20 protein-coding genes and 1 riboswitch are annotated in these 22,115 nt (G+C 52.5%); of the genes, 9 read left to right on the top strand and 11 right to left on the bottom strand.

Translation table 11 applies throughout. The features are described from left to right. Positions 1 to 13 precede the first annotated feature (13 nt). The 5 genes from JNE38_RS25115 to JNE38_RS25095 all read right to left on the bottom strand — a co-directional run bounded on the left by JNE38_RS25115 (position 14) and on the right by JNE38_RS25095 (position 6,634). Positions 14 to 1,651 (bottom strand): YcdB/YcdC domain-containing protein, encoded by a 1,638-nt coding sequence (locus JNE38_RS25115; protein WP_203353815.1) that lies wholly within the window; start codon positions 1,649 to 1,651, stop codon positions 14 to 16. 114 nt (positions 1,652 to 1,765) lie between these two features. Beyond that, on the bottom strand, positions 1,766 to 3,229 hold the full coding sequence (locus JNE38_RS25110) for a methyl-accepting chemotaxis protein (RefSeq protein WP_203353814.1): 1,464 nt from the start codon (positions 3,227 to 3,229) through the stop codon (positions 1,766 to 1,768). 1 nt (position 3,230) lies between these two features. Continuing rightward, positions 3,231 to 3,782 (bottom strand): GNAT family N-acetyltransferase, encoded by a 552-nt coding sequence (locus JNE38_RS25105; protein WP_203353813.1) that lies wholly within the window; start codon positions 3,780 to 3,782, stop codon positions 3,231 to 3,233. 181 nt (positions 3,783 to 3,963) lie between these two features. Further along, a riboswitch (cyclic di-GMP riboswitch) is annotated at positions 3,964 to 4,047 on the bottom strand. Between the two features lie 138 nt (positions 4,048 to 4,185). Further along, on the bottom strand, positions 4,186 to 5,241 hold the full coding sequence (locus JNE38_RS25100; RefSeq protein WP_238933458.1) for an aliphatic sulfonate ABC transporter substrate-binding protein: 1,056 nt from the start codon (positions 5,239 to 5,241) through the stop codon (positions 4,186 to 4,188). A gap of 49 nt (positions 5,242 to 5,290) precedes the next feature. Continuing rightward, complete coding sequence (locus JNE38_RS25095; RefSeq protein ID WP_203353811.1) at positions 5,291 to 6,634, bottom strand: LLM class flavin-dependent oxidoreductase; 1,344 nt, start codon at positions 6,632 to 6,634, stop codon at positions 5,291 to 5,293. A 374-nt stretch (positions 6,635 to 7,008) separates the two neighbouring features. Between JNE38_RS25095 and JNE38_RS25090 the strand changes: the two genes are divergently transcribed. Genes JNE38_RS25090 through ssuE form a run of 5 tightly spaced genes read left to right on the top strand, consistent with a single transcriptional unit; the run spans position 7,009 to position 11,451 of the window. Further along, a complete protein-coding gene (locus JNE38_RS25090; RefSeq protein ID WP_203353810.1) occupies positions 7,009 to 8,187 on the top strand; it encodes an LLM class flavin-dependent oxidoreductase in 1,179 nt (392 codons plus the stop codon). Next, entirely contained in the window at positions 8,184 to 8,957 is a 774-nt protein-coding gene (locus JNE38_RS25085) for an ABC transporter ATP-binding protein (protein WP_203353809.1), read from the top strand. The genes JNE38_RS25090 and JNE38_RS25085 overlap by 4 nt, the downstream gene beginning before the upstream one ends. A 16-nt stretch (positions 8,958 to 8,973) precedes the next feature. Then, on the top strand, positions 8,974 to 9,834 hold the full coding sequence (locus tag JNE38_RS25080; RefSeq protein ID WP_203353808.1) for an ABC transporter permease: 861 nt from the start codon (positions 8,974 to 8,976) through the stop codon (positions 9,832 to 9,834). 32 nt (positions 9,835 to 9,866) lie between these two features. Continuing rightward, on the top strand, positions 9,867 to 10,862 hold the full coding sequence (locus JNE38_RS25075) for an aldo/keto reductase (protein ID WP_203353807.1): 996 nt from the start codon (positions 9,867 to 9,869) through the stop codon (positions 10,860 to 10,862). Positions 10,863 to 10,884: 22 nt separating this feature from the next. Beyond that, complete coding sequence (gene ssuE, locus JNE38_RS25070; RefSeq protein ID WP_203353806.1) at positions 10,885 to 11,451, top strand: NADPH-dependent FMN reductase; 567 nt, start codon at positions 10,885 to 10,887, stop codon at positions 11,449 to 11,451. A gap of 152 nt (positions 11,452 to 11,603) precedes the next feature. Here ssuE and sstT read toward each other — a convergent pair whose 3' ends face one another. Further along, entirely contained in the window at positions 11,604 to 12,842 is a 1,239-nt protein-coding gene (gene sstT / locus JNE38_RS25065; RefSeq protein WP_203353805.1) for a serine/threonine transporter SstT, read from the bottom strand. A 298-nt stretch (positions 12,843 to 13,140) separates the two neighbouring features. Between sstT and JNE38_RS25060 the strand changes: the two genes are divergently transcribed. Both JNE38_RS25060 and JNE38_RS25055 read left to right on the top strand, forming a co-directional pair. Next, the gene (locus JNE38_RS25060; protein ID WP_203353804.1) at positions 13,141 to 13,551 is read left to right on the top strand and encodes a RidA family protein; all 411 of its coding nucleotides are present in this window, start codon (positions 13,141 to 13,143) and stop codon (positions 13,549 to 13,551) included. Between the two features lie 63 nt (positions 13,552 to 13,614). Further along, on the top strand, positions 13,615 to 14,796 hold the full coding sequence (locus tag JNE38_RS25055; RefSeq protein WP_203353803.1) for an MFS transporter: 1,182 nt from the start codon (positions 13,615 to 13,617) through the stop codon (positions 14,794 to 14,796). 5 nt (positions 14,797 to 14,801) lie between these two features. Here the strand turns inward: JNE38_RS25055 and JNE38_RS25050 are convergent, their stop codons facing one another. Continuing rightward, on the bottom strand, positions 14,802 to 15,749 hold the full coding sequence (locus JNE38_RS25050; protein ID WP_203353802.1) for a helix-turn-helix transcriptional regulator: 948 nt from the start codon (positions 15,747 to 15,749) through the stop codon (positions 14,802 to 14,804). Between the two features lie 133 nt (positions 15,750 to 15,882). Here JNE38_RS25050 and JNE38_RS25045 point away from each other — a divergent pair, with 133 nt between their 5' ends. Both JNE38_RS25045 and JNE38_RS25040 read left to right on the top strand, forming a co-directional pair. After that, positions 15,883 to 16,752: an SDR family oxidoreductase gene (locus tag JNE38_RS25045; protein ID WP_203353801.1), complete on the top strand. Its 870-nt coding sequence runs from the start codon at positions 15,883 to 15,885 to the stop codon at positions 16,750 to 16,752. Between the two features lie 151 nt (positions 16,753 to 16,903). Beyond that, a complete protein-coding gene (locus JNE38_RS25040; RefSeq protein ID WP_203353800.1) occupies positions 16,904 to 17,284 on the top strand; it encodes a GGDEF domain-containing protein in 381 nt (126 codons plus the stop codon). A gap of 61 nt (positions 17,285 to 17,345) precedes the next feature. Here the strand turns inward: JNE38_RS25040 and JNE38_RS25035 are convergent, their stop codons facing one another. Genes JNE38_RS25035 through JNE38_RS25020 form a run of 4 tightly spaced genes read right to left on the bottom strand, consistent with a single transcriptional unit; the run spans position 17,346 to position 22,100 of the window. After that, the gene (locus JNE38_RS25035) at positions 17,346 to 18,053 is read right to left on the bottom strand and encodes a hypothetical protein (RefSeq protein ID WP_203353799.1); all 708 of its coding nucleotides are present in this window, start codon (positions 18,051 to 18,053) and stop codon (positions 17,346 to 17,348) included. Between the two features lie 35 nt (positions 18,054 to 18,088). Next, positions 18,089 to 19,327, bottom strand: a complete 1,239-nt coding sequence (locus JNE38_RS25030; protein ID WP_203353798.1) for a benzoate/H(+) symporter BenE family transporter — start codon at positions 19,325 to 19,327, stop codon at positions 18,089 to 18,091. Positions 19,328 to 19,348: 21 nt separating this feature from the next. After that, positions 19,349 to 20,812 carry a sigma-54-dependent transcriptional regulator gene (locus JNE38_RS25025; protein WP_203353797.1) on the bottom strand — a complete coding sequence of 488 codons (1,464 nt, stop codon included), beginning with the start codon at positions 20,810 to 20,812 and terminating at the stop codon, positions 19,349 to 19,351. Continuing rightward, on the bottom strand, positions 20,781 to 22,100 hold the full coding sequence (locus JNE38_RS25020) for a sensor histidine kinase (RefSeq protein ID WP_203353796.1): 1,320 nt from the start codon (positions 22,098 to 22,100) through the stop codon (positions 20,781 to 20,783). The genes JNE38_RS25025 and JNE38_RS25020 overlap by 32 nt, the downstream gene beginning before the upstream one ends. Positions 22,101 to 22,115: the final 15 nt, after the last annotated feature.

Genomic DNA, 22,115 nt, shown 5'->3' with positions numbered 1-22,115 from the left:
GGTCTTCTTTGTGTTATTCATCCTCTTCCTTTTCGTAAGCTCCCGTGAACGGATTGACCCAAGAGCTTTCGTAATACTTCGGAACGTACACTAAAATCGGCGATGGCCGCACTTGGTCATAATACCTAGGCCATTGGTAAACCAGTTTTAGAGGATTGGCTCTGGCGTAGCTCTCAGCGGCTTTAGCGGCTGGAATCACTCCGTCTGGTTTCGGCAAATCCGTGAGCGATTCTTGATCCATTTCCAAAGATGACAGCTCGCCTGTCTCAGGATTGATTTCTACGAAGTAGCTGCTGTAGCCAACTTCAATCCCTTCGTAACGATCATGGAAACGAAACGAGTAATTCATGAAATCCGGAAACTGATGGGGCGGATGGGGGTCGATCCAATCCGGATAATCCTCTTTGGAAAATGGTGAAAAGGAATAGGAAAGCGACAGCTCGTCTTTATTCTTGTCCACGTATCGGGTGAGGATATTCAGCGCCTTTTCTTGGGCTTTCCGGATTGAAATCCTCTGTTTAGGCCATGCGTTCCCAGCGTTGTATTTGTATTCGACAACTCTTCCTGTTTTCCGTTCCGTAGTCAGGGTGACAAACACAGGTTTTTTCGACTTCGATGGAGATCCCCAGGAATAGGAGGTGTAGAGTTCTTCTTCATCGTCGTCGTCGTCGTTCTCGGAGGAATCCCGAATGAAACGCAAGCCTTTAAAGGAAACGCCAAATTCTTTCGTCAACAGCTTTTCCGCTTCTTTGCGGGATTTTGCCACCAGCTGGATACCTTGCGGCTGTATCGAAAAAAGCTGAGGCTTTTGATCGATCCAGCTGTCTACCTCGTTGGTCAAATCACCTGTGAAAGCGTCGATCGCTCCTTCACGAAATCGGGCATCATAAATCAAGGTAGGGTGTCCATCCTGATGGTCTTCTTCCCACTCCCATGCATATGCCAATGACATGCCCAGCAAGTTTTCATAGATCTTCGTGGCTTGCGAGTGGGAGAGCGCTCGATCGGGATCAGGGAACTGCGATGGCTCTGGAGAGAGCAAGGCATCATTGCGCAGCTCGATCACCCGTCCATTTCCATCGACCGTCACTTGGATGCCAAAATCGTCGACCGGGATGTCATGAATGAAAAACTCATAAGAGACTATAGATTTGATAGGGTGTTCTACCTCAACGTCGGATTCGCTGGTGACTACCTCGACATCACGCAGACGGTAATGATTTGCATATTCTCCCCATACATTCGCGAGAAAGAGCTGTGCTGCTTTCTTGGCTGTATCATCGGATGGCGGTCTCGTAGGTTCCGGCAGCAATTCATTCAGATCAAATTGAAACAAACGGCCGCTCTTGGCATCCACCTCAACGTCAGCATAGGCTCCCCAGCCATCCTCGTCCTTTGAATCAACAAAAGAAAATTCCCAGCGCTCGGGTCCAACATGGCCGTCTCCTTCCAAAAGGTACGTACTCTCCAAGCTAAGTCCGGCAAGCTCCGGACTGGCTGAGATCACGCGAGCCAGACCATCATGCACGTGTTGCGGTATCTTCTTGGTTTTTTTCTGGGCAATGATCTGCTCTGCATAAGCCATCTGTGTGCAAGGGAGAAGCGAACATCCTAAGACGAAAAAAATAAGAGCCCTGATCACCAGCTTCATCTGAATCCTCCCTGAAAAATGGTCGATTATTCCTTCTGAAAAACAAAACAGCCTTGCTCCGGTACTGTGTGGACGCAAGGCTGTTTTAGAATGGGGCCTGAAAGCCAGTGAAGATTAGATATTCAGCCCACGGATCTGCTGCTCGATTTTCTCAAAGCCGCCCGATACTTTGACGACCTCGTCTTTTTGCTCAGAGACGAGAAGCAGCACATCCTCCAGGCTTTCTTTGTTTTTGTCGGTGATGTCGGCATTCAGCTCGACTTTGGCTCCGACTTCCTGCATCATGCTGTTCACATGAACGATAAACTCCTGCAGGAATTTGGTTTTCTCAGCAAAGTCATGCATGTAGTTGTCGACGTTGGCGAACATCTCCTGAACTTCCAAGATGCCTTCGCTATTTTTCTCAAATGACACTTGAGATTCCGAAATCATATCCGAGACGCGCTTCATTTTTTCGCGAATGTTCATCAAGAGGGTCGCGATCGATTCCGAAGAGACCTTGGAGGATTCGGCAAGCTTGCGTACCTCATCCGCAACCACTGCGAAGCCTCGACCGTGTTCTCCGGCGCGGGACGCCTCGATGGTGGCATTCAGCGCGAGCAGATTGGTCTGCGCGGAAATTTCGGAGATGGTCTGAATGATTTTCTCGATGTTCTCCGTTTCTTTGTACAGCTCTTGGATCAGGCTGTTGGTGCCTTGGATATCCTTGATAAAGCGCTCAAAGTCACTTCCGATGTTTCCAATGCGCTTGCCGCTCTCTTGTGTCGCTTCCTTGGTGGATTCCACGTAATCATGCATCTCGGTCACAGAGCGAGTCATATCTTCCACTTGAACATTGGTCGATGCCATTTCATTGCGCAGCTCATTCGTATTGGCGGTTTGCACGCCGAACGATTTGAGAATGCCCTCCAGCGATGTGACGGTCTCAACTGCTCGGAGATTGACTCCATCTGTAACTTTGTTGAGGTTTTCCTGGTATTCCTGGACGGATGTCAACGAGTGATTGATCTGATCGAGTACGCGCTGCAAGGATTCCTTGGATTCGATCGCTTCGCGTTTTTGCGTTTCGCTATCCGCTTGCAGCCTGTTGTTGAAATGCGCGTGCATCATGCTGGTGACGGAAACGAAGCAGAATGGAAGCAGGTAGTACATCAGCTCAACCGGAGATGTCGCATGGAAAATCGCTTCGCCTTGGGTAAAGAAATAATAGGAAACAATCCCTAGTGTCGTGAGAATCGTCAGGATGTTAATGATTTTGTCTTGGTAGATTCCCATGACAGCCACAAAGAACATCATGGTCATGATGTTAACCATGTAGGGATCCAGGTGAACGATCACAAACATGAAGATCGCGATCACCACAAAATTGAAAAACTTCATGAACGGTGCAAATTTCTCTCGTAAGTTCGGGCGGTTGGAGAGATAAGTAAAGGGCGCCAGTACGACATACAAGATGCCCAGAACCGTCAAAACAAACCCGAGCGGAACGCCCACTATCAGATTGATGAGCTGAACGACCGTGATGATACTAGCAAAAACGATGACGACCCAGTTGTTCCTTCTTCGTAATAGATCCATATCAACGCATGACCTCGACTTTTCTTTGAGTAGATGCTGGTGTGTACCATGAATATTGCGGATTTTCTTTATTGGCGTAGACTTCTTTCAGGTGAAAGAGCGTCGGGATCGCTTCTGCGCCTTTATAGAAGATGTTATCCTTGACTTGCGTAGCACGGAGCTTGTATTTCTCGTTCATCGATCGAAAAAAAGTCGGATCCGCAATGCCGACTGCATGTGTATAGCCATGTTGTTCCGCGTAATCGATCATCAGGCAAATTCCTTTGCGACCGAGCTGCCCGCGATAAGAGGGGAGAACAGCCAGGCTGTCTACCTCCATAAGTTTCATATCGGATGTGATGACATCATCAAACAACGAATGGATGAACGCATTTGATTTCGAATAAGGAGTAAATTCAAAAGTGCCTCCAGCCTCTCCGTCCTCTGCCAGCAGCAGGTAAAGATCAGAACCATCCTTGGCGTACTCCATTTCGAATCCCATGGAACTCCATACGACTTCCTTGATTTGATGGAACAATGCCAAGTTCTCCGTAGAATCAACATGTTTGTACATTTTCCCACTCCACCATTTTTGTTTATCTCTCTATTTTTTTGTATGAGACTGCTTCCCCAGTTCGTAATTCGCCGTGTTTTCTCTTAAAATGCGCCCTCCCATCAAATAAACTAAAAAAAAAGAGTCATCCCAAGTACTGGAACAACCCAAGTCACCAACATCAAGGCATCTCTTTCGGATGTATGGCAACCCGGCTATCATAGTCAACGACTTTAGACCCGTGGTTTTGCGTCACCACCTTTAGATGGTTTTGCCCTTTTTCATCGAATTTCGAAAAATGTAAATTTATGTCGGATTATGTAAAATATTATAGTATTCTTGTTTAATTGTCAAGTTTTGGGTAGGTATAATTAACCATTTTCTATTCTCTTAAAACTATCGGCTAATTCCTTTTCCCACTTTACTAGAATGGCTTATTTTTTTCACCCGCTTCTTTCAATGCCTGTTCGACAAACTTGCTCTCCAAGACTTGCGACGTATCCAGCTTCTTTTTGATCGCGCCCACAGAGTAGAGGAAGTCAGCCTGCTCCTGATGGGCTTTGGCGAATTCAGGTGTGATCGGGGAGAGAATCGGGCTGGAATTTTGCAGGACCTTGCTGACGATCTCACGCTCGAGCTTCTTCGTCTTGACGAATTCATCCGTCACTTCGTCGAGATGGGAGACGTAGTATTGGCGAACCTCTTCATAGGTTTTGAGAAATAGCACCGTCAGTTCAGGATGCTCTGCCGTAAAGCCGGTACGCGCAATCAGAAAGCCGGGAGCAAAGATATGGAGATCCTCTCCGGTGACGAGAGATTTTGCCTGGGTCTGGACCAGGGCAGTGGTGACATACGGCTCCCAAGTCGACCAAGCATCGATGGCACCCGTATCGAGAGCGGGGCGTGCCTCGTCCGGCTGCAGGTGGATGATTTGCACATCCTCCGCTTTCAGGCCGGCACGATCCAATACCATGTACAGGAAGTTGTAAGCGCTGCTGCCTTTGGCGACGGCAATTTTTTTGCCCTTTAACTCCTTGATGTCAGTGATCGGACTGTTTTTGGGGATGACAATCGCGTTGTTGCGCTTTCCGTCACTGGTCACGGCGATCGCCTTGAAATCGACACCGCCTGTTTGGGCCGAGACAACGGGTGTGCCGCCTGTTGCTCCAAAATCGAGACGACCGGAAGCGATCGCTTCAAAATGGGGAGGGCCGCTCGCGAATTCATGCCATCTGACTTCAGCTCCCGCCTTGGCGAAGGCTTCTTCAAAGGCTCCCTTATCCCGGGCGTAGGAGAGGATCCCTGTGCTGCCCTGAATACCGATGTTCACGACCACCTTTTCTTTTCCCACGGAAGTGGCTGCGCTCTGACCTTGCTGTGGAGATGACGCATTCTGTGCCTTGCCGCACGCGGTAAGCAAGAGCAGTGACAATACGATCAAGAGTGGGAACCAGCTATGTTTCTTTTGCAAAGCTTGCATGTTGTTCATCCCTTTCGAAGGTTGGTGTGCTTTTCAGCGAGAGGATTTGCTATTGATACTGATGGGAGCCTGCAAACTGATTGGCGGGAACCTCCAATCCGTAATGCTCGCGCAAGGTTTTCCCTGTGTACTCGGTACGGAACAATCCTCGTCGCTGCAGCTCCGGGACGACCTGATCGAGGAAGTCGTCGAGTCCGCCATTGGTGATCTGGGGCATGATGTTGAAGCCGTCAGCTGCCCCTTGGGTAAACCAAGCCTCCAGCTCATCGGCGACCTGCTTCGCGGTACCTGCGATGGTCCGATGCCCGCGTCCTCCTGCGAGGCGCAGCAAAAGCTGGCGAATCGTCAGCTGCTCTCTCTCGGCCAAGTCCCGGATCAGCTTGGTGCGGCTCTGGTGCCCGGCGATTTTCTCCGTCGCAGGCAGTTCGGGCAGTGGACCATCCAGTGGATAACCGGACAGGTCGAAGCCGATCCGATTGGATAGCTGGAGCAAGCTGTAGGCGGGATGAGTAAGCTCGTGAAGCTGTGCTTCTTTTTCCTTTGCATCTGCCTCGCTCTCACCGATGATCGGGCAAATGCCTGGCAGGATGATGACCTGCTCGGGGGAGCGTCCGTGCTGGGCGGCACGCGCCTTGACGTCTGCATAAAAGGCATGGGCATCAGCCAATGATTGCTGAGCGGTAAAAATGGCTTCGGCATACTGTGCGGCAAATGCTTTGCCGTCCTCGGAGGATCCGGCCTGGACGAGGAGTGGCCTTCCTTGGGGAGAACGCGACAGGTTCAGAGGGCCGCGAACAGCGAAATGCTTGCCTCGATGGTTGAGCTCATGGACCTTGCTGTTATCCGCGTAAATACCTGTCGCTTTATCTGCGATGAGCGCATCTGCCTCCCAGCTGTCCCACAGCTTGAGGGTTACGTCGAGAAATTCGTGCGCGCGTTCGTATCGCACGTGGTGGTCGGGGATTCTGTCATGGTTGAAATTCTGCGCCTCCCCATCGGTTCCGGAGGTGATGATATTCCAGCCTGCCCGGCCCTGGCTGAGATGGTCGAGGGAAGCAAAGCGCCGAGCGATGTTGAAAGGCTCGTTGAAGCTGGTTGAGACGGTGGCGATCAGCCCGATTCGTTTGGTCACGACTGCCAGGGCGGACAAAAGAGTGAGGGGCTCCAGCCCGCTGATCGCACCGTATTTCACTGCTTTTCGCGAGGTGGCATAGCGATCGGCGAGAAAGAGAGAGTCCAGCTTGGCCTGCTCCGCTTTTTGCGCGATGCGCTGCAAGTGGGAAAAGTCGATGATTTCCTCTACATTGGAGGAAGGGTGGCGCCATGCTGCCTCGTGATGGCCCATGCTCGCCACGAACAGGTTCAAATGAAGAGTGCGTTTCTGATTGCCCATGTCTGATCACCTCATAATAAAAGTAAGTGGTAAATCAGGACGACAAAAAGGCCCCACTCCCAGCGCATCTATGTGCGGCAGGAAGAGGCCTCCAGTGGTCCGGTCGGCGTAGAGTGTAAATCCAAGTAAATAAGTATGAAATGGATGATAGCAACAAATGGAAAAGGAGTCAACCGGGAAAATGGAGGATCGTGATAGGGCAAAAGGTTCTATTGACAATGATTGGAAAGCGATGATATCATTGCGCTCAATACCGACTAAATTAATATGATTTAGCATTTTGCTGCCAACCAGTCAACTGGAGGCACAGTCTGTAGCTGCTACAGAACTGTGCCTCTTTTTTTATTCAAGGTAAAGCGAGGAGTGGAAAACAGATGGGGAAATTGGCGCGAGAGGTAGAATTCGGGTGGTTTATTCCGACGACTGGAGATGGCAAGCACATCGGCGTCGAGCCGGAGCGAGAGTCGACTGCAGACTATATGATTCAAGTGGCTCAGACGGCTGAACGAGCAGGCTTTACGTTTGCTCTGATTCCGACCGGGGGAGCTTGCGTAGATTCATGGATTGTCGGCTCCACGATTGCTGCCCATACGCAGACGCTAAAGCCGCTGGTCGCGATGCGGCCGGGACTGATTGCTCCTGTACTTGCAGCGCGGATGGCCGCTTCACTCGACCAGGTAACGGGCGGCAGAGCACTGATCAATGTAGTGACGGGTGGCAGTCCCCAGGATTTGATTGCGACGGGAGACCCGCTCGCTCATGATCATGACGGTCGCTACGAGCGCACGAGAGAATTTCTGGAGATTGTCAAAGGGGTATGGACGAACTCTCACAGTCAGCCGGCTAAATTTTTGGCAAGCAACCAGACCGATCAGCAAGGAAAGCTGCCCGTTCACTACTCTGGCCGATACTTTGAGGTCAAGGGAGGGGCAAGCCTCCCAGCGCCTGTTCAAAACCCGCATCCCCCGCTTTACTTTGGCGGCAGTTCACCAGTAGGCAAGCGAGTAGCAGCGGAGACCGCCGATGTGTATCTGATGTGGGCGGAGCCGCTGGAATGGATTCGCGAGCAGATCGCGGAAGTGGAGGGACTAAAGCGGGAGATCGGCAGAGACCGAGAGCTGCGCTATGGTCTTCGGGCTCAGGTGATGGTGCGTGAGACAGAGGAGGAAGCGTGGAAGGAGGCGTGGGAAATCATCAGCAAAGTTGATCCGAAAGCGCTCCTGCAATCAAGCCAGCGTTTCTCCCAGACGGATGCGACGAACCAGAAACGGCAAAACGAGCTGCGGGAAGGTTCTCGGACGAACAATTTCGTCATCGGCCCCAATCTGTGGACCGGTCTGTCGACGGTGCGGGGAGGCGGGGCGGTCCTGCTGGTAGGCACGCCTGATCAAGTATCCGACCGCATTCTCGAATACGTGGACCTCGGCATCTCGTCCTTTATTTTGTCGGGGTACCCTCATCTCGAGGAGGCGGCGATTACAGGTGAGCTTTTGCTGCCGGCAGTCAAAAGGAAGCTGGAGGAGAGACAGCAGGCGGAGGGAGTGCGAGGATGACAGCTCTTCTGGAAATCGCGCAGCTCGATAAATCGTTTGAAACGCCAAAAGGAGTGACCCAGGCACTCAAGGACATTCGCCTATCCGTGAAAGAAGGCGAATTCATCACAGTCATCGGACCGAGCGGCTGCGGGAAGAGCACGCTGCTGAAAATTATCGCCGGACTTGATACGCAGCACGAGGGAGTCGTCAAATTGGCCCAGGAGCAGGTGAGCGGACCAGGCATCGATAAAGGCTTTATCTTTCAAGAGCCGCGGCTGTTTCCCTGGCTGACTGTCGAAGGGAACATCGCTGCCAATCTGTCGCTGAAGGATGCGACGATTCGCCAGCGCGTCCAGGAGCTGATTCGACTGGTTCGTCTCGAGGGCTTTGAGAAGTCGTATCCTCGCGAGCTGTCGGGTGGAATGGCGCAGCGTGTGGCAATCGCCCGCGCTCTCTTGCGCCGGCCAAAGGTGCTGCTGCTGGACGAACCGTTCGGGGCACTCGACGCTTTTACGCGTTCACATATGCAAGAAGTCTTGCTCGACATCTGGCAGGAGAACAAGACGACGATGATGTTTGTGACGCATGATATCGATGAAGCGATCTACCTGGCAAATCGGGTCGTCATCATGAATGCGCGTCCTGGCTCCATCAAGCGGATCGTATCCATCGATTTGCCATACCCACGCAAAAAGGCAAACCGTTCCTTTCAGGAGCTGCGCCATCTCGTTCTCAGCGAGTTTGAAAAGGTAGAAGAGCTGGAACTGGTCGATCGATCGGGTATTTAACGGAGGTGAGTGAGTGATGAGCAATCAAGCGGAGGGAATTCCTGCAGCCGCAACGCCTGCGGCTTCTGCGGGGCCGGTGGTGAAAACCAAAGGAAAGGCGAAAGCGGGTAACGAGCCCAGAAGCATCATCTGGTTGAAAGGTCTCATCCTGCCTGCCGCTATCCTGCTCATTTGGCAGCTGGCAGGCGAGCTGGGGTGGGTATCCGAGACGATGCTCCCGACGCCGGTGCAAATTCTAATGGCGGCACTGGAGCTTCTTTTGAGCGGGGAGCTGCTCGGGCATTTGCAGATCAGCATCTCGCGGGCCGCGATTGGCTTTTTGCTGGGGGGAGCCATCGGCCTTCTGGCAGGGCTGGCAGTAGGCTTCTCCAATCGCGTGGAGCATACGCTGGACCCATCCGTTCAAATGCTGCGGACGATCCCCCATTTGGCTGTGACTCCGCTGTTTATTTTGTGGTTTGGATTCGGTGAGTTTTCCAAGGTGCTGCTGATTGCCAAAGGGGCATTTTTCCCCCTCTATGTGAATACATTCCTGGGGATACGCAATGTCGATGCCAAGCTTTTTGACGTGGCCAGAGTGCTTCAATTCAGCAAATGGAAGCAAATTACCCAGCTGATTCTCCCGGCGGCGCTCCCGAATATTTTGCTTGGAGTCAGACTGTCTCTGGGCGCTGCCTGGCTGGGGCTCGTCGTGGCAGAGCTGATGGGATCGAGTGAAGGAGTCGGCTATCTGATAATGGACGCCCGCCAGTTTTCCCAGACAGCCATCGTGTTTGTGGGGATCGTGATTTTTGCGCTGGTCGGCAAGGCAACGGATTCACTGGTGCGCTTCTTGGAAAAAAGATGGCTGAAATGGCGTGACAATTACAATGGATAAATGCCGGGAAAAAGGAAGGGGAGGCGAGTGGCATGCGTTATCGTAGGCTGGGCAGGATGGGCTTGAAGGTGTCCGAGGTGAGTCTAGGCACGATGGCTTTTGGGCGCTGGATCGGGGAGTCCGAATCGGCGGAGGTGCTTGAAGCGGCGCTGGATGCGGGAATCAACCTGATCGATACGGCAGACGTCTACGGCAGAGGAATGGATCTGAACAATCCGCTGCTGACCGGAGAATCAGAAGAAATCCTGGGCAGACTTTTGCAGGGGAAAAGAGATCAGGTCGTGCTGGCCACGAAAGTGAACGGTCGTGTAGGAAATGGCGTCAATGATGCGGGTCTCAGCCGTTACCACATCATCCGAGCGGTAGAGAACAGCTTGCGCAGATTGCGGACCGATCACATCGATCTGTATCAGGTGCATCGCTTTGATCCCAACACGCCGTTGGAAGAAACGCTCCGCGCACTGGATGACCTCGTGCATCAAGGAAAAGTGCGCTATATCGGCGCTTCCAATTTTGCGGCATGGCAGCTAGCCAAAGCACATGGCGTCAGCGAGCGTCTCCAGCTGCATCGCTTCGAGAGCATTCAACCGGAGTACAGCGTCATCACTCGCCATATCGAGCAGGAGCTGCTTCCTTTTGCAGAGTCGGAGTCTGTCGGCGTCATCGTGTACAGTCCGCTCGGCAGAGGGCTGTTGACCGGCAAATACCGTCAGGGCGAAGCACCTCCACAGGGCAGCAGGGGCGCTGCGGGCGAACAACGGCTGCTCGCGCTGCTGGAGCAGGAGCGGCATCATCACATCGTGGAGGGATTAAAGCCTTTAGCAGAGCAGCGCGGCTGGACATTGCCTCAGCTGGCTCTCGCCTGGGTGCTGGGCAATCAAACGGTGACCTCCGCCATTCTGGGAGCATCGCGTTCCGCTCATGTAACAGAATCGTTGCGGTTCATCGACGAGCGGTTGAGCTCAGAAGAAGTTCAGGAGATCGACCGCATTTCACGCCAGGCAGGAGCTCAGCTGCTCACGAAATAGAAGAAAAGAGGAGAGAGATACCATGGCAAGAATCGTGATTGTATCAGGCAGTCCTTATCAAGGCTCCAGACTGGACAGCGTGCTGGCCCATACAGAACGTTTGCTGCAGGAAGAGGGGCATCAGACCGGGCGGATTCATGTGCGTGACCTGCCGGCTGAGGATTTGCTTCACGTCCGCTTTGACAGTCCCGCGATCGTGCAGGCCAATGAACGGATCGCGGAGGCAGATGCCGTCGTGATTGCGACGCCGATCTACAAAGCAGCGTATTCAGGAGTCCTGAAAGCATTTTTGGACCTGCTCCCGCAAAAGGGGCTGGATGGAAAGCTCATTTTGCCGGTAGCAATCGGGGGCACAATCGCACATCTGCTAGCCATCGATTATGCGCTGAAGCCGGTCCTGTCTGCATTGGGCGCGAGACACGTGCTGGCTGGCGCCTTCATTCTGGATTCGCTGGTGAAAAAGAAAGAGGACGGAACGAGCGAGCTGGAAGAGGAGGCTGCACAGCGTTTGCAGGATTCCGTCAGACAGCTGGTGCAAGAGCTAACGTGGAAGGCAGAGCGCAGCAAGCTCGCCAATGCGGCGAACTGAAAAGAGAATGCTCGAAATGAGTGATAGAGAAAGCCCGGCATGATTGGGCTTTCTTTTCTGTTAATGAAGGTGGGCTTAAGCAAATACCCCCCATCGTTAGTCCAGCCTAACGATAGGGGGCAGTTCAAATGCCGAATAAGAAGATTTCTTCCTTATGCTGCTTTGGAGATAGTTATTTTCTTTCCTTCTTTTCGCCACTCTTTAAACTCAGCTGCTGCTGTGAAGAGAACGTCTGAAGAGGAGTTGAGTGACGTTTCGAAAGAGTCTTGTAACACACCGATAATAAAGCCGACTCCGACTACCTGCATCGCGAGTTCATTTGGAATGCCGAATAAGCTGCATGCGAGAGGAATCAGTAATAAAGATCCTCCAGCCACCCCAGAAGCACCGCAAGCACATATAGCGGATACGACGCTAAGGAGGATAGCAGTAGGGATATCCACTTGAATGCCAAGAGTATGAACCGCTGCCAGGGTCAAAACAGAAATCGTAACAGCTGCTCCAGCCATATTGATGGTTGCCCCTAATGGAATCGATACGGAATAACTATCTTTATTCAAACCCAGATTTTCGCACAATTTCATATTTACAGGAATATTCGAAGCTGAGCTTCTTGTAAAGAACGCTGTAATGCCGCTTTCCTTCAAGCACTTGAAAACAAGCGGGTAAGGGTTTTGTCTTATGGCTGCAAATACCATGATTGGATTGACAACCAATGCCACGAAAAGCATGCAACCAATCAATACAGCGAGCAATTTCGCATAGCCTAGCAACGCACCCAATCCATTTGTGGTAATCGACTCAAATACGAGACCCATGATTCCCAAAGGTGCAAACTTAATGACCCAGCCAACCAACTTCGAAACTGCATCGGAAAAATTACTGATCATCGTTTTCGTCGTATCAACGGCATTTCTCAAAGCCAGACCAAGAAGCACTGCCCAAGCCAAGATCCCGATATAATTCGCTTTGACAATCGCGTTAACGGGGTTATCCACCACATTTAGCAGCAAAGTCTTGAGAACCTCTGCAACACCGCCAGGAGGCGTCACACCCTCAGCTCCATTTGCAAGTGTTAAGCCTACAGGGAAAATAAAGCTTGCGATAACTGCGATGGTTCCAGCTAAGAAGGTTCCTAAAAGGTAGAGGACGATAATGGATTTCATATTCGTTCGTTGACCGTTTTTATGTTGAGCAATGGCCGACATAACCAAAAAGAGTACCAACACAGGTGCAATCGCTTTCAAAGCACCTACAAATAAAGAACCTAAAATGACTACAGGTTTTGCTGCTTCAGGGATTGTAATAGCCAGGATAATACCAATAATCAAGCCTATGATAATTTGCTTTACCAGACTTACTTTACTTACTTTTGCCAGAATACTTTTCATAGACGTTCCCCCACTACGATAAAATTGTACCATCGTTACTAACGAACTCTTCTCTTCACCTAACCCCACAATAGAATCGGTTTCTTCGGTGGATGGCCATTCAGATCTATCTATAAAGACGAACTAATATCATTATACTGATTTTTTTGTTTAGTACAAATGAATTAATATTGTGTGAATTGAACCCGAGTCCATACGCGCCGTTTCCCCGGTGTACACTTACAAGGAAGGAATCCCGTGCCGGATGTGTAATTATTCCCTGTTGCCAAAACTTGCACGAATAGAGGAGGTAGTACCCATGTCGAATGAAAAACAAGTGACCGTTATCCATCCAGAGACCATGCCAAAAGGCTTCGGCTATTCCCATGTAGTAGAAGCGATTGGCGGCAGAACGATCTATATTTCGGGACAGGTGCCTTTGGATCGCGAAGGGAGAATCGTGGGAGAAGGTGACCTAGCCGCCCAAACGAAGCAAGTCTTTGAAAATGTGAAGGCAGCATTGACTGCAGCGGAAGCGAGCTTTGACGATGTAGTCAAGCTGACGTTCTTTGTGACTGACATCACGCAGATGCAAACGGTGCGGGAGATTCGGGACGCGTATGTGAATACAGAGAATCCGCCTGCCAGCTCGGCTGTCGAAGTGAGAAAGCTGATCAAGGAAGAGTTTTTCATCGAGATCGAAGCGATTGCTGTCGCGAATGCAAGATAAGCAATTGGGAAAACCTACCGGAAAGTAACGAGAAATAAGGGAGTCAAGAAAGCAGGGAAAACAATGTCTGCGACATACAAGAAAGTGTTTTGGGCATCCGGTTTTGGCTGGATGTTCGACGCGATGGATGTGGCACTTTTATCTTTTATCATGGTAGCGCTGCGGCAGGAATGGGGCTTGTCCGGGGAACAGGCAGGGCTGCTCGGGACCAGCAATACCATCGGGATGGCAATCGGGGCTGTTGCCGGTGGATATTTGGCAGATCGGATTGGCCGCAAACCGGTATTCATGCTGACGCTCGTGCTGTTTGGCGCGGCGAGCCTGGCCAGTTCGTTCGCAACAGGCTTTGCGATCATGCTGCTGTTCCGATTCCTCATTGGCTTGGGACTCGGGGCTGAGCTGCCTGTCGCCTCTACCTTGGTCAACGAGTTCGCTCCTCCGGAAAAAAGAGGACGCACGGTCGTGCTGCTGGAAAGCTTTTGGGCCGTCGGCTGGATTTTGGCAGCAGTCATTTCCTACTTCATCATTCCAGCCTATGGCTGGCGCATCGCCGTCATTATAGGGGCACTTCCGCTGGTATACGCGCTGTTTATCCGACGAAACATACCGGAGTCCCCGAAGTTTCAGCAGCGTGACCAACGCGTTCCGCTAAAAGAATTGCTGACCGCACACAAAAGAGAGACGATAACGCTGTGGATTGTCTGGTTTGCCATTACGTTTTCCTACTACGGCATGTTTCTCTGGATGCCATCTGTGCTGGTGGACAAAGGATTTACGATGATCAAAAGCTTCCAATACGTCCTGATCATGACGCTGGCTCAGCTCCCAGGGTACTTCGCTGCGGCCTACCTGGTTGAAAAATGGGGAAGGAAGCAGACACTGGCGACGTTCTTGTTCATGACAGGAGTAATGGCCTTTGCGTTTGGCAACAGCACCGGGACAGGAGGACTTCTCATGACTGGCGCCTTGCTCTCTTTCTTTAACCTGGGGGCTTGGGGCGCACTGTACGCGTACACGCCGGAAAACTATCCGACACCTTTGCGTGCGACTGGCTCTGGCTTTGCTTCCGGCGTAGGGCGAATTGGTAGCGTCATCGCGCCTTATCTGGTCGGTCATTACTCTTCGCTGCATTACAGCTATACGTTTATTTTCGGCATGTTTACGGCTGTCCTGCTCATAGGGACGATCGTTCTGCTGGTGGTCGGAAAAGAAACGCGGGACAGGCGAGAGCCGAGCCCCGCGTAACAGCATCATCTGTATCCATCGAGGATCGCTGTTGCTGCTTCGATCACACTCGTGCGCAGCTCCTGTGGCTCGATCACTTGAATCAGGGAGCCGTAGGAAAGGACGATCTCACAAGCGGAGCCCAGTGTTTGAAACTCCACATGAGCTGCCACCCATTCGCTTTCTGCGGGATGGGTGGTTTTTATTTGGAGGTATCTCTCCTGCTGGAGTCGAGCGAGACCTTTTTCCCTGACGCGGATCATCGCGGGATAGCGAGGCAGGCTCGATTGGAAGTCGGCTGTCGACTGCTCCCAGTAGCTGGCGAGATCGAAACCTTCAGGGCGGATAAAGGACTCCTCCAGCATGCGTGCCTCTTTCAACCGGGATAGCCGGTAGGTGCGCAGGTCGCTCTCCACCTGGGCGACGAAATACCAGGTGCTGCGCTTCGCTACCAGCCCAAGAGGAAGGACGGTTCTCTCGACCAAATCTTCTCCCCGCTGATAGCGGATAAAAAGGGCGCGCTCCTGCCAGACAGCTTCCTGCACGATAGGCAGGCAGGGAAACGTCTCTGCGACTTGATGCCAACCAGCACCGTCGATATGAAGGCGTTGTCGGGCGTGCTCCGCATTTTGGCGGGTTGCCGCGGGGGAGGCAGCCAGGAGCTTTTGCCAGGCCGCCTCAAAGCTGTCGCGCATGCCCAGATCTTGTAGCTGCATGGTTGGGGAAACGAGCAGCAGCGACTGAAGCTCACTCGGTTTTAGCCCCGTCAGGTCTGTGCGGTAGCCCTCGGTCAGCGCCCAGCCTCCATTCGTTCCACGCTCGGCAAATACAGGAACGCCCGCCATGCCGAGAGCCTCCATGTCACGGTGAATCGTGCGCTCCGATACCTCCAGCCTTTCTGCCAGCTCCTTGGCCGTCATCCGTCCGTGATTTTGCAGCAACAGCAATATCGAGACCAACCGATCAGCACGCATAAGCCAAGCCTCCTCTTTTCTGTCCGAATCTCCTTACATCGTATCTTAGCGAATATGACAGCAGTTGTCATATTGAGAGCGTTACACTTGAAATAGCAGTACCATTTCAGATCCAAAGGAGTGGCAAAGCAGGATGAAGCCTTTACAGGGAAAAGTGGCGGTAGTGGCTGGCGGAACGCGAGGCGCCGGGAGAGGAATCGCGGTCATGCTCGGGGAAGCAGGGGCAACGGTTTACGTGACTGGCCGCAGTGTCAGAGGTCAACCATCCGACTTGGGGAGAGCAGAGACCATCGAGGAAACGGCGGAAATGGTGACAGCAGCAGGCGGTGAGGGAATCGCGGTGCGCGTTGATCATACGCAGGAGCAAGAGGTCCGTGCTCTGTTCGAGCGGATCGGGGAAGAACGGGATGGACAGCTGGATCTGTTGGTCAACGACATATGGGGAGGCGAATCGCTGACAGAATGGGGCAAGGCATTCTGGGAAGGGTCGCTGGAAAAAGGGCTGCTCATGCAGAAGCGTGCGATCCATACCCATCTGATCACGAGCCATTATGCAGCGCCGTTGATGGTAAAACAGAAAAGCGGACTGATCATCGAGATCACGGACGGCGTGGATTACCGGTACCGGGGGAATCTGTACTACAGCCTCGCGAAGACATCGGTCATTCATTTGGCACAGGCGATGGCCGAAGAATTGCGTCCACATGGCGTGACTGCGCTTGCACTGACACCAGGCTTCTTGCGGTCGGAAGAAATGCTGGAGCACTTTGGCGTGACGGAGGAGACGTGGAGAGAGGCGGCCAAAAAAGATCCGCATTTTATCATGTCAGAGACCCCTACCTATATCGGCAGGGCAGTCGCAGCATTAGCAAGCGACCCCGCGATTGCGAGCAAATCAGGAAAAGCTTTCAGCACATGGGGCTTGTCTGAGGAGTATCCGTTTACCGACAAGGACGGCAGCCGCCCGCACTGGGGGAATTACGCAAAGGAACAGGGGCTGTAGAGCCAGGAGTCCATGTTCACAGCTTGAGATAAAAACGACCTTTCAAATCTCCGCGGAATGGAGGTCTGAGAGGTTGTTTTTCTTTTTCACCGATGATCCAGTCTGATGCAAAATCAACTAATTCAGGAATCTTTCCTGCAGGCTGCTGAGCATGGAAAGAGTTCCCCTCACGCTGCTGTTGTTTGACGTCGATCACTTCAAGACCATCAACGATACGCACGGGCATTATACAGGGGATCGCGTGCTGCAGGATTTGACGGAGAGAATATCGCGGCATCTGCGTGCAGACGATGTTTTTGGCCGACATGGCGGCGATGAATTTGCCATTCTTCTTCCTGGAATGGACGAGGCCGACTCCTCTCGATTTGCAGAGACCATAAAAATAGAAATCGAAAAAGGGAGCATTCCCGGTCATGACAGCTCCTATACCATCGAAATGAAGTGGCCCGCACCGCAACGGAGAGCAAAGAAGCGGTATGGTCTTGATTTTCAATCCAAAATCATCGGCGTATCCAGTCCTGCCATCCGCTAGGTCTGCGCGAGCATCTCGGGATCGAGCTTTGAAAAAAAAGAGTAGCTCTGCAGCGGCAGAGCTACTTTACTGTAATGGTTGTGCTGGCTGTATTTGATAGAGAGATGGAACCATCGTCACGAAGCGCGTTGACGGTAATTTTCAGGGTGATTTTTCCTTTCTTGTTCGGCCTGAAAATATAGTAATTGTGCGTGTATCCATCAGGCTCCCACTCACGGGGATATTCCTGCAGATTTACACTCTTCAGCACATCTTCATGGCTGTAATCGAATGAATAGCTTTTGCTTGGTCCTTTGTACTTGAAGTCTATCAAAAGAACGTCGTTTACACTGATGGTTGAGGTGAGCGGGCTGATGGATACTTCGATCTTTTCCTTCGGTGAGACGGTAATCGTCTTTGCAGCTACGCTTGAAGTAATTTTCCCGTCCTTGTCCTTCATCCACATAAGGAAAGAGATATGATAGTCTGCTGGATTTTTGGGAGTAAATACACCGGTTGTCATGTACTTGCTGCCCCTCCTGATGGTTTTGATCCTCGATAGTGTTTTCGCTTTCGTTTCTTCTTTCTTTTCCTGATAGTTTAATTGCGTTAAGATAATCTCCCCGTGATCCTCTGTGGTGACTTCTACATACACCTTTTCCCCTGAAACTAACGTGGATTTTTCGTCAATGACAAGCGTTGAGGAGATAGGAGCGCTTGCCGCCAATGCTGATTGGCCAATCATACCGAATAATAGGATGAAAAGCAGGAAGAAACGAATCTTTTTCATAGGACCTCCTTATTGTATGAGAAATAGAAATCAATCTACGAAGGCTGTCTTCTGTTCCGGCCCAACCACCTCCGAACATCCCCCGCAAGCAGCGCATTCGTGATCACCCCGGCAACCAATCCCCAAAACGCCGAGCCGATCCCTCCGATGGTAATGCCCGATATCGTGACGAGAAACGTAATGAGCGCACTCTCTCTTTGCGTGGCTTCACTCATCGCAGATGCCAGACTGGAGCCGAGCGAGCCGAACAGGGCGAGTCCTGCGATGACTGCGATCAGCTCCTTTGGGAAGGCGGAGAACACCGAAGCGATGGTGGCGCCGAACATCCCGAACACGAGGTAAAAGGCTCCGCACGCAATCCCTGCGATATAACGCTTGGCGGGATCCGGATGCGCTTCCTTGCCCGTGCAGATCGCTGCTGTAATCGCGGCCAGATTAATTCCGTGGGCGCCAAAGGGAGCGAGCAAGAGGGATGCTGCCCCAGTTGTCGTAATCAACGGGCTGGTCGGCGTATCATAGCCATCAGCCTGAAGGACACCGATTCCCGGCGCGTTTTGAGAGGCCATGGTCACGATGCACAGGGGTATGCCGAGCCCGATGATGGCATCGAGAGAAAAGGCAGGCATGGTAAAGACGGGTTCGACGATCGCTATCTGGATGCCGGCGAGCTCAAAGCGATTCAGCAAAAAGGCAGTCAGCAGACCCACCAGCAAGGACAGCACGACAGCGTATCGCGGAGACCAGCGCTTCGCCAGCAAGTAGCTGATCATCATCGGGAGAGCGAGCGCCGGGAGCTGCTGCATGGAGACAAATACCTGGACGCCAAAGGAAAGCAGGATTCCAGCCAGCATGGCAGTGGTAATCGCTGGAGGAACGTACCGCATGATCGTCGAAAAAAGTCCGGAAACACCGAGCAGTGTAATTACGACGGCTGAAAAGAGATAGGCGCCGATCGCATCCCCGTACGAGTAGACGGACAGGCTGGTGACCAGCAGAACCGCACCCGGAGTCGACCAAGCTGTGATGACCGGCGTGCGATAGCGGATACTGAGCACGATGGCAGTCACACCGCTTCCGATGGAAATGGCCCAAATCCAGGAAGACAGCAAGGCGTCGCTCAGACTGGCTGCCTTGGCTGCCTGAAAGACGATCAAGAGCGGGCCTGCGTATGAAACCATGGTGGCGATCAGGCCCACGATGAGAGCTGAGACAGAAAAATCGGCCGGAATGTTTTTGATCGAAGAAAACGACCAGCGCTGATTGGAAGAAACCACGAAAATGCCTCCTGATGAGGGTCAGACTGAGGTTGTGCCCGAACCCTTTTCATTTAAAATGTAGCGGATCGTACGTTTGGTGATATTCAGCTTTTTGCTCAGCAGCTGGCGGTCTCCCTTTGTTTCGGACAGGCCCTTTTCAATGATGGTTCGGCCGACCTCGCCCTCCAGCTGCTTGATGCGCTTGATCAAATAGTCGAAATCGAATCCGTCAATGGACGGGACGCTCCGGGTAATCGCTTGGACAAAGCGCTCGCATTCGCGATCGATCTGCTGGGAGATTGTCAGCTGATCTGCGAGCTGGGGAGTCGCGGCGCTTTGCATCTCCCTCTCGCGCAGGCTGAGAGGCAGGTGCTCCGCACGTATTCTCTCGGAGTCGTGCAGGGCGAGGGTCTGATTCAGCACGTTGATCAGCTGGCGTACATTGCCCGGCCAATGGTACTGCTGGAGCAGCTCCATCGCGTCCGGATCAAATTCGCAGGCGCTTCCGATTCTTTTCTGGAGATATGCCTGGGCGATCACAGGTATGTCCTGGCTTCGTTCCCGCAGGGGAGGAATGGACAGCTTGATCCCTTCGAGGCGGTAGAGCAAATCCCTGCGAAAGCGATTCATCTCGACTTCGTACTCCAGATCGCGGTTGGTGGCGGAAATGAAGCGAATGTTGCTTTGGCCGACTTGTTCCGCACCGATGCGCATGAACTCCCCCGTCTCCAGTGTGCGCAGCAGCTTCACTTGGATCGAAGCAGGGGCTTCCCCGATTTCATCGAGAAACAGGGTGCCGTTGTGAGCGAGCTCGAAAAAGCCTTTGCGTGCTTTCAACGCTCCGGTAAAGGCCCCTTTCTCGTAGCCAAACAGCTCGCTTTCCAGCAAGGATTCAGGAACGGCTCCGCAGTTAAAGGCGACAAAAGGCTGCTGGGACCGGGAGCTGGCCCCGTGCAGAAAGCGGGCCATCAGCTCTTTTCCGGTTCCGGTCTCACCTTCCACGAGAATATGAATCGCCTTTTTCGCCAGCTTCTTGGCGATGGCAGCGACCTTGGCCATCGGGCTGCCCGGAGCGTAGAGGATGCCGTACCTGGCTGCCTCTCGGGACAGCTCGTCCTCCTCTTGGGCCGACGATTCCAGGACGGCGTCAATGATGCGCTCCAGACTGTCCAGATCGTCAAACGGCTTTTCCAGGTAGTCCTTGGCCCCCCATTGCACAGCAGTCACGGCGGACTTGATCGTGCTGTAGCCGGTCATGATCAAGACCTCGCAGGAGGGGTGGACCGCTTTGATTCGCTTGAGCAGGTCCAAGCCATTGGCATCGGGCAGCTTCAAATCGACCAGGGCAGCATGGAAGCCCTCCGCCCCGGAGGCAAGCAGGCGATCCACGTCTTTTCCTGTGTTCGCCACGACTACCTCGCAGTTTTTTTGCCTGAGAAAATAGGTGAAAAAAGAAGTCACTTCTGTTTCATCATCCACGATCAGCATTCGTTTTCTCTCCATGGCGAATCTCCTCTCGTAAAAGCGGCAAAAGCAACGTGAAGCGGCTGTACTGATTTTCCTCACTTTCCGCGAGAAGCTTCCCTCCATGCGCTTCTGCAATTCCCAGACTGACGGACAAGCCAAGACCCGTCCCTTTTGACCGCTCCTTGGTGGAATAAAACGGCTGAAAGATTTGCCGCAGCGAATCGGCAGCGATCCCTTCTCCGTTGTCGTGAACGGAAAGCCCGACATAGGCATCCCCGTCGTCTTCTTCTACCAGTAAAGACCGGATTTCAATGAAAGGATCTTCTCGGCCGACGAGGGCATCCCTCGCATTGAGCAAAAGGTTGATGACAATCTGCTCGATTTGGTGGCGGCTCCCGTGAAAGAGCAGCGGAGGGTCGGCCAGCTCTTTGGTCACGGTCAGACCGGAAACGGAGAGCTGGTAGCCGATGAGGCTAAGTGCATCCTCTACGACTTCGTTGATTGAGATGGTAGAGAACAGGTACTCTTCCTGCCTAGAAAAGGTGAGCAGGTTTTGAATGATCTTCTTGCAGCGCACGCCGCATTGGTAGATATCGTTCATCAGGGGAGCAGCCGGGCTCTCTTTCATTTCTCTCAGGAGCAGCTGCGAATTCCCGAGTATAGCCGTCAGCGGGCTGTTCAGCTCATGCGCGATGCCGGCTGCCATTTCCCCGATCGCAGCCATTTTCGCGGATTGCACCAGCTGGGCCTCGATGTTGATCTTTTCGCTGACATCCTGAAAGAGCAGGATATTTTCGACAGAGACGGCGACATGACTGGCGATGAGGGAAAACAGTTCTGCCTCTTCGCCGACTGAGGCAGGGCGGATCCCCTGCAGCAAGGTGAGAAAGCCAAATGTCTGATTGAACTGGCTGCGCAGTGGAACGGATCGCGCGTGATGGTCCGGAAAACGCTCTGTCAAAGACTGATGCAGCAAATTCAGAATGGAGAGGGACGCCTGATCCGGTGCGCTGGCCTGCCGAAGTGTGTGACATTGCCACTCTTCCTCTCCGCCTTTCGCCAAATAGGAGGTGAGCTGCCCTCCCTTTACCAGCGTGAGGATAAAATGATCAAACGGGAGGATCTGCGAAAGCTGGCTCGCGATGTAGATGCTTATCTCCGGCCAGGAGGCGTTGATCTGGATTTGCGTCAGCTGGTTGATGACGGCCAGCTGCCTGTTTTTCTTCTTCATTTCCTCCACGAGGTAATTCAGCTCGGTGTAATAGCTTTTCCGGGAGGATTGGATGCCGGTCAGCTTTTCGAGTATTTCCTGTTTGCTCTGCATATGGGACCTCCTACG

The organism is Brevibacillus choshinensis (genome assembly GCF_016811915.1).
GTDB classification, from domain to species: domain Bacteria; phylum Bacillota; class Bacilli; order Brevibacillales; family Brevibacillaceae; genus Brevibacillus; species Brevibacillus choshinensis_A.
This window is presented reverse-complemented; position numbering and strand designations above follow the sequence as displayed.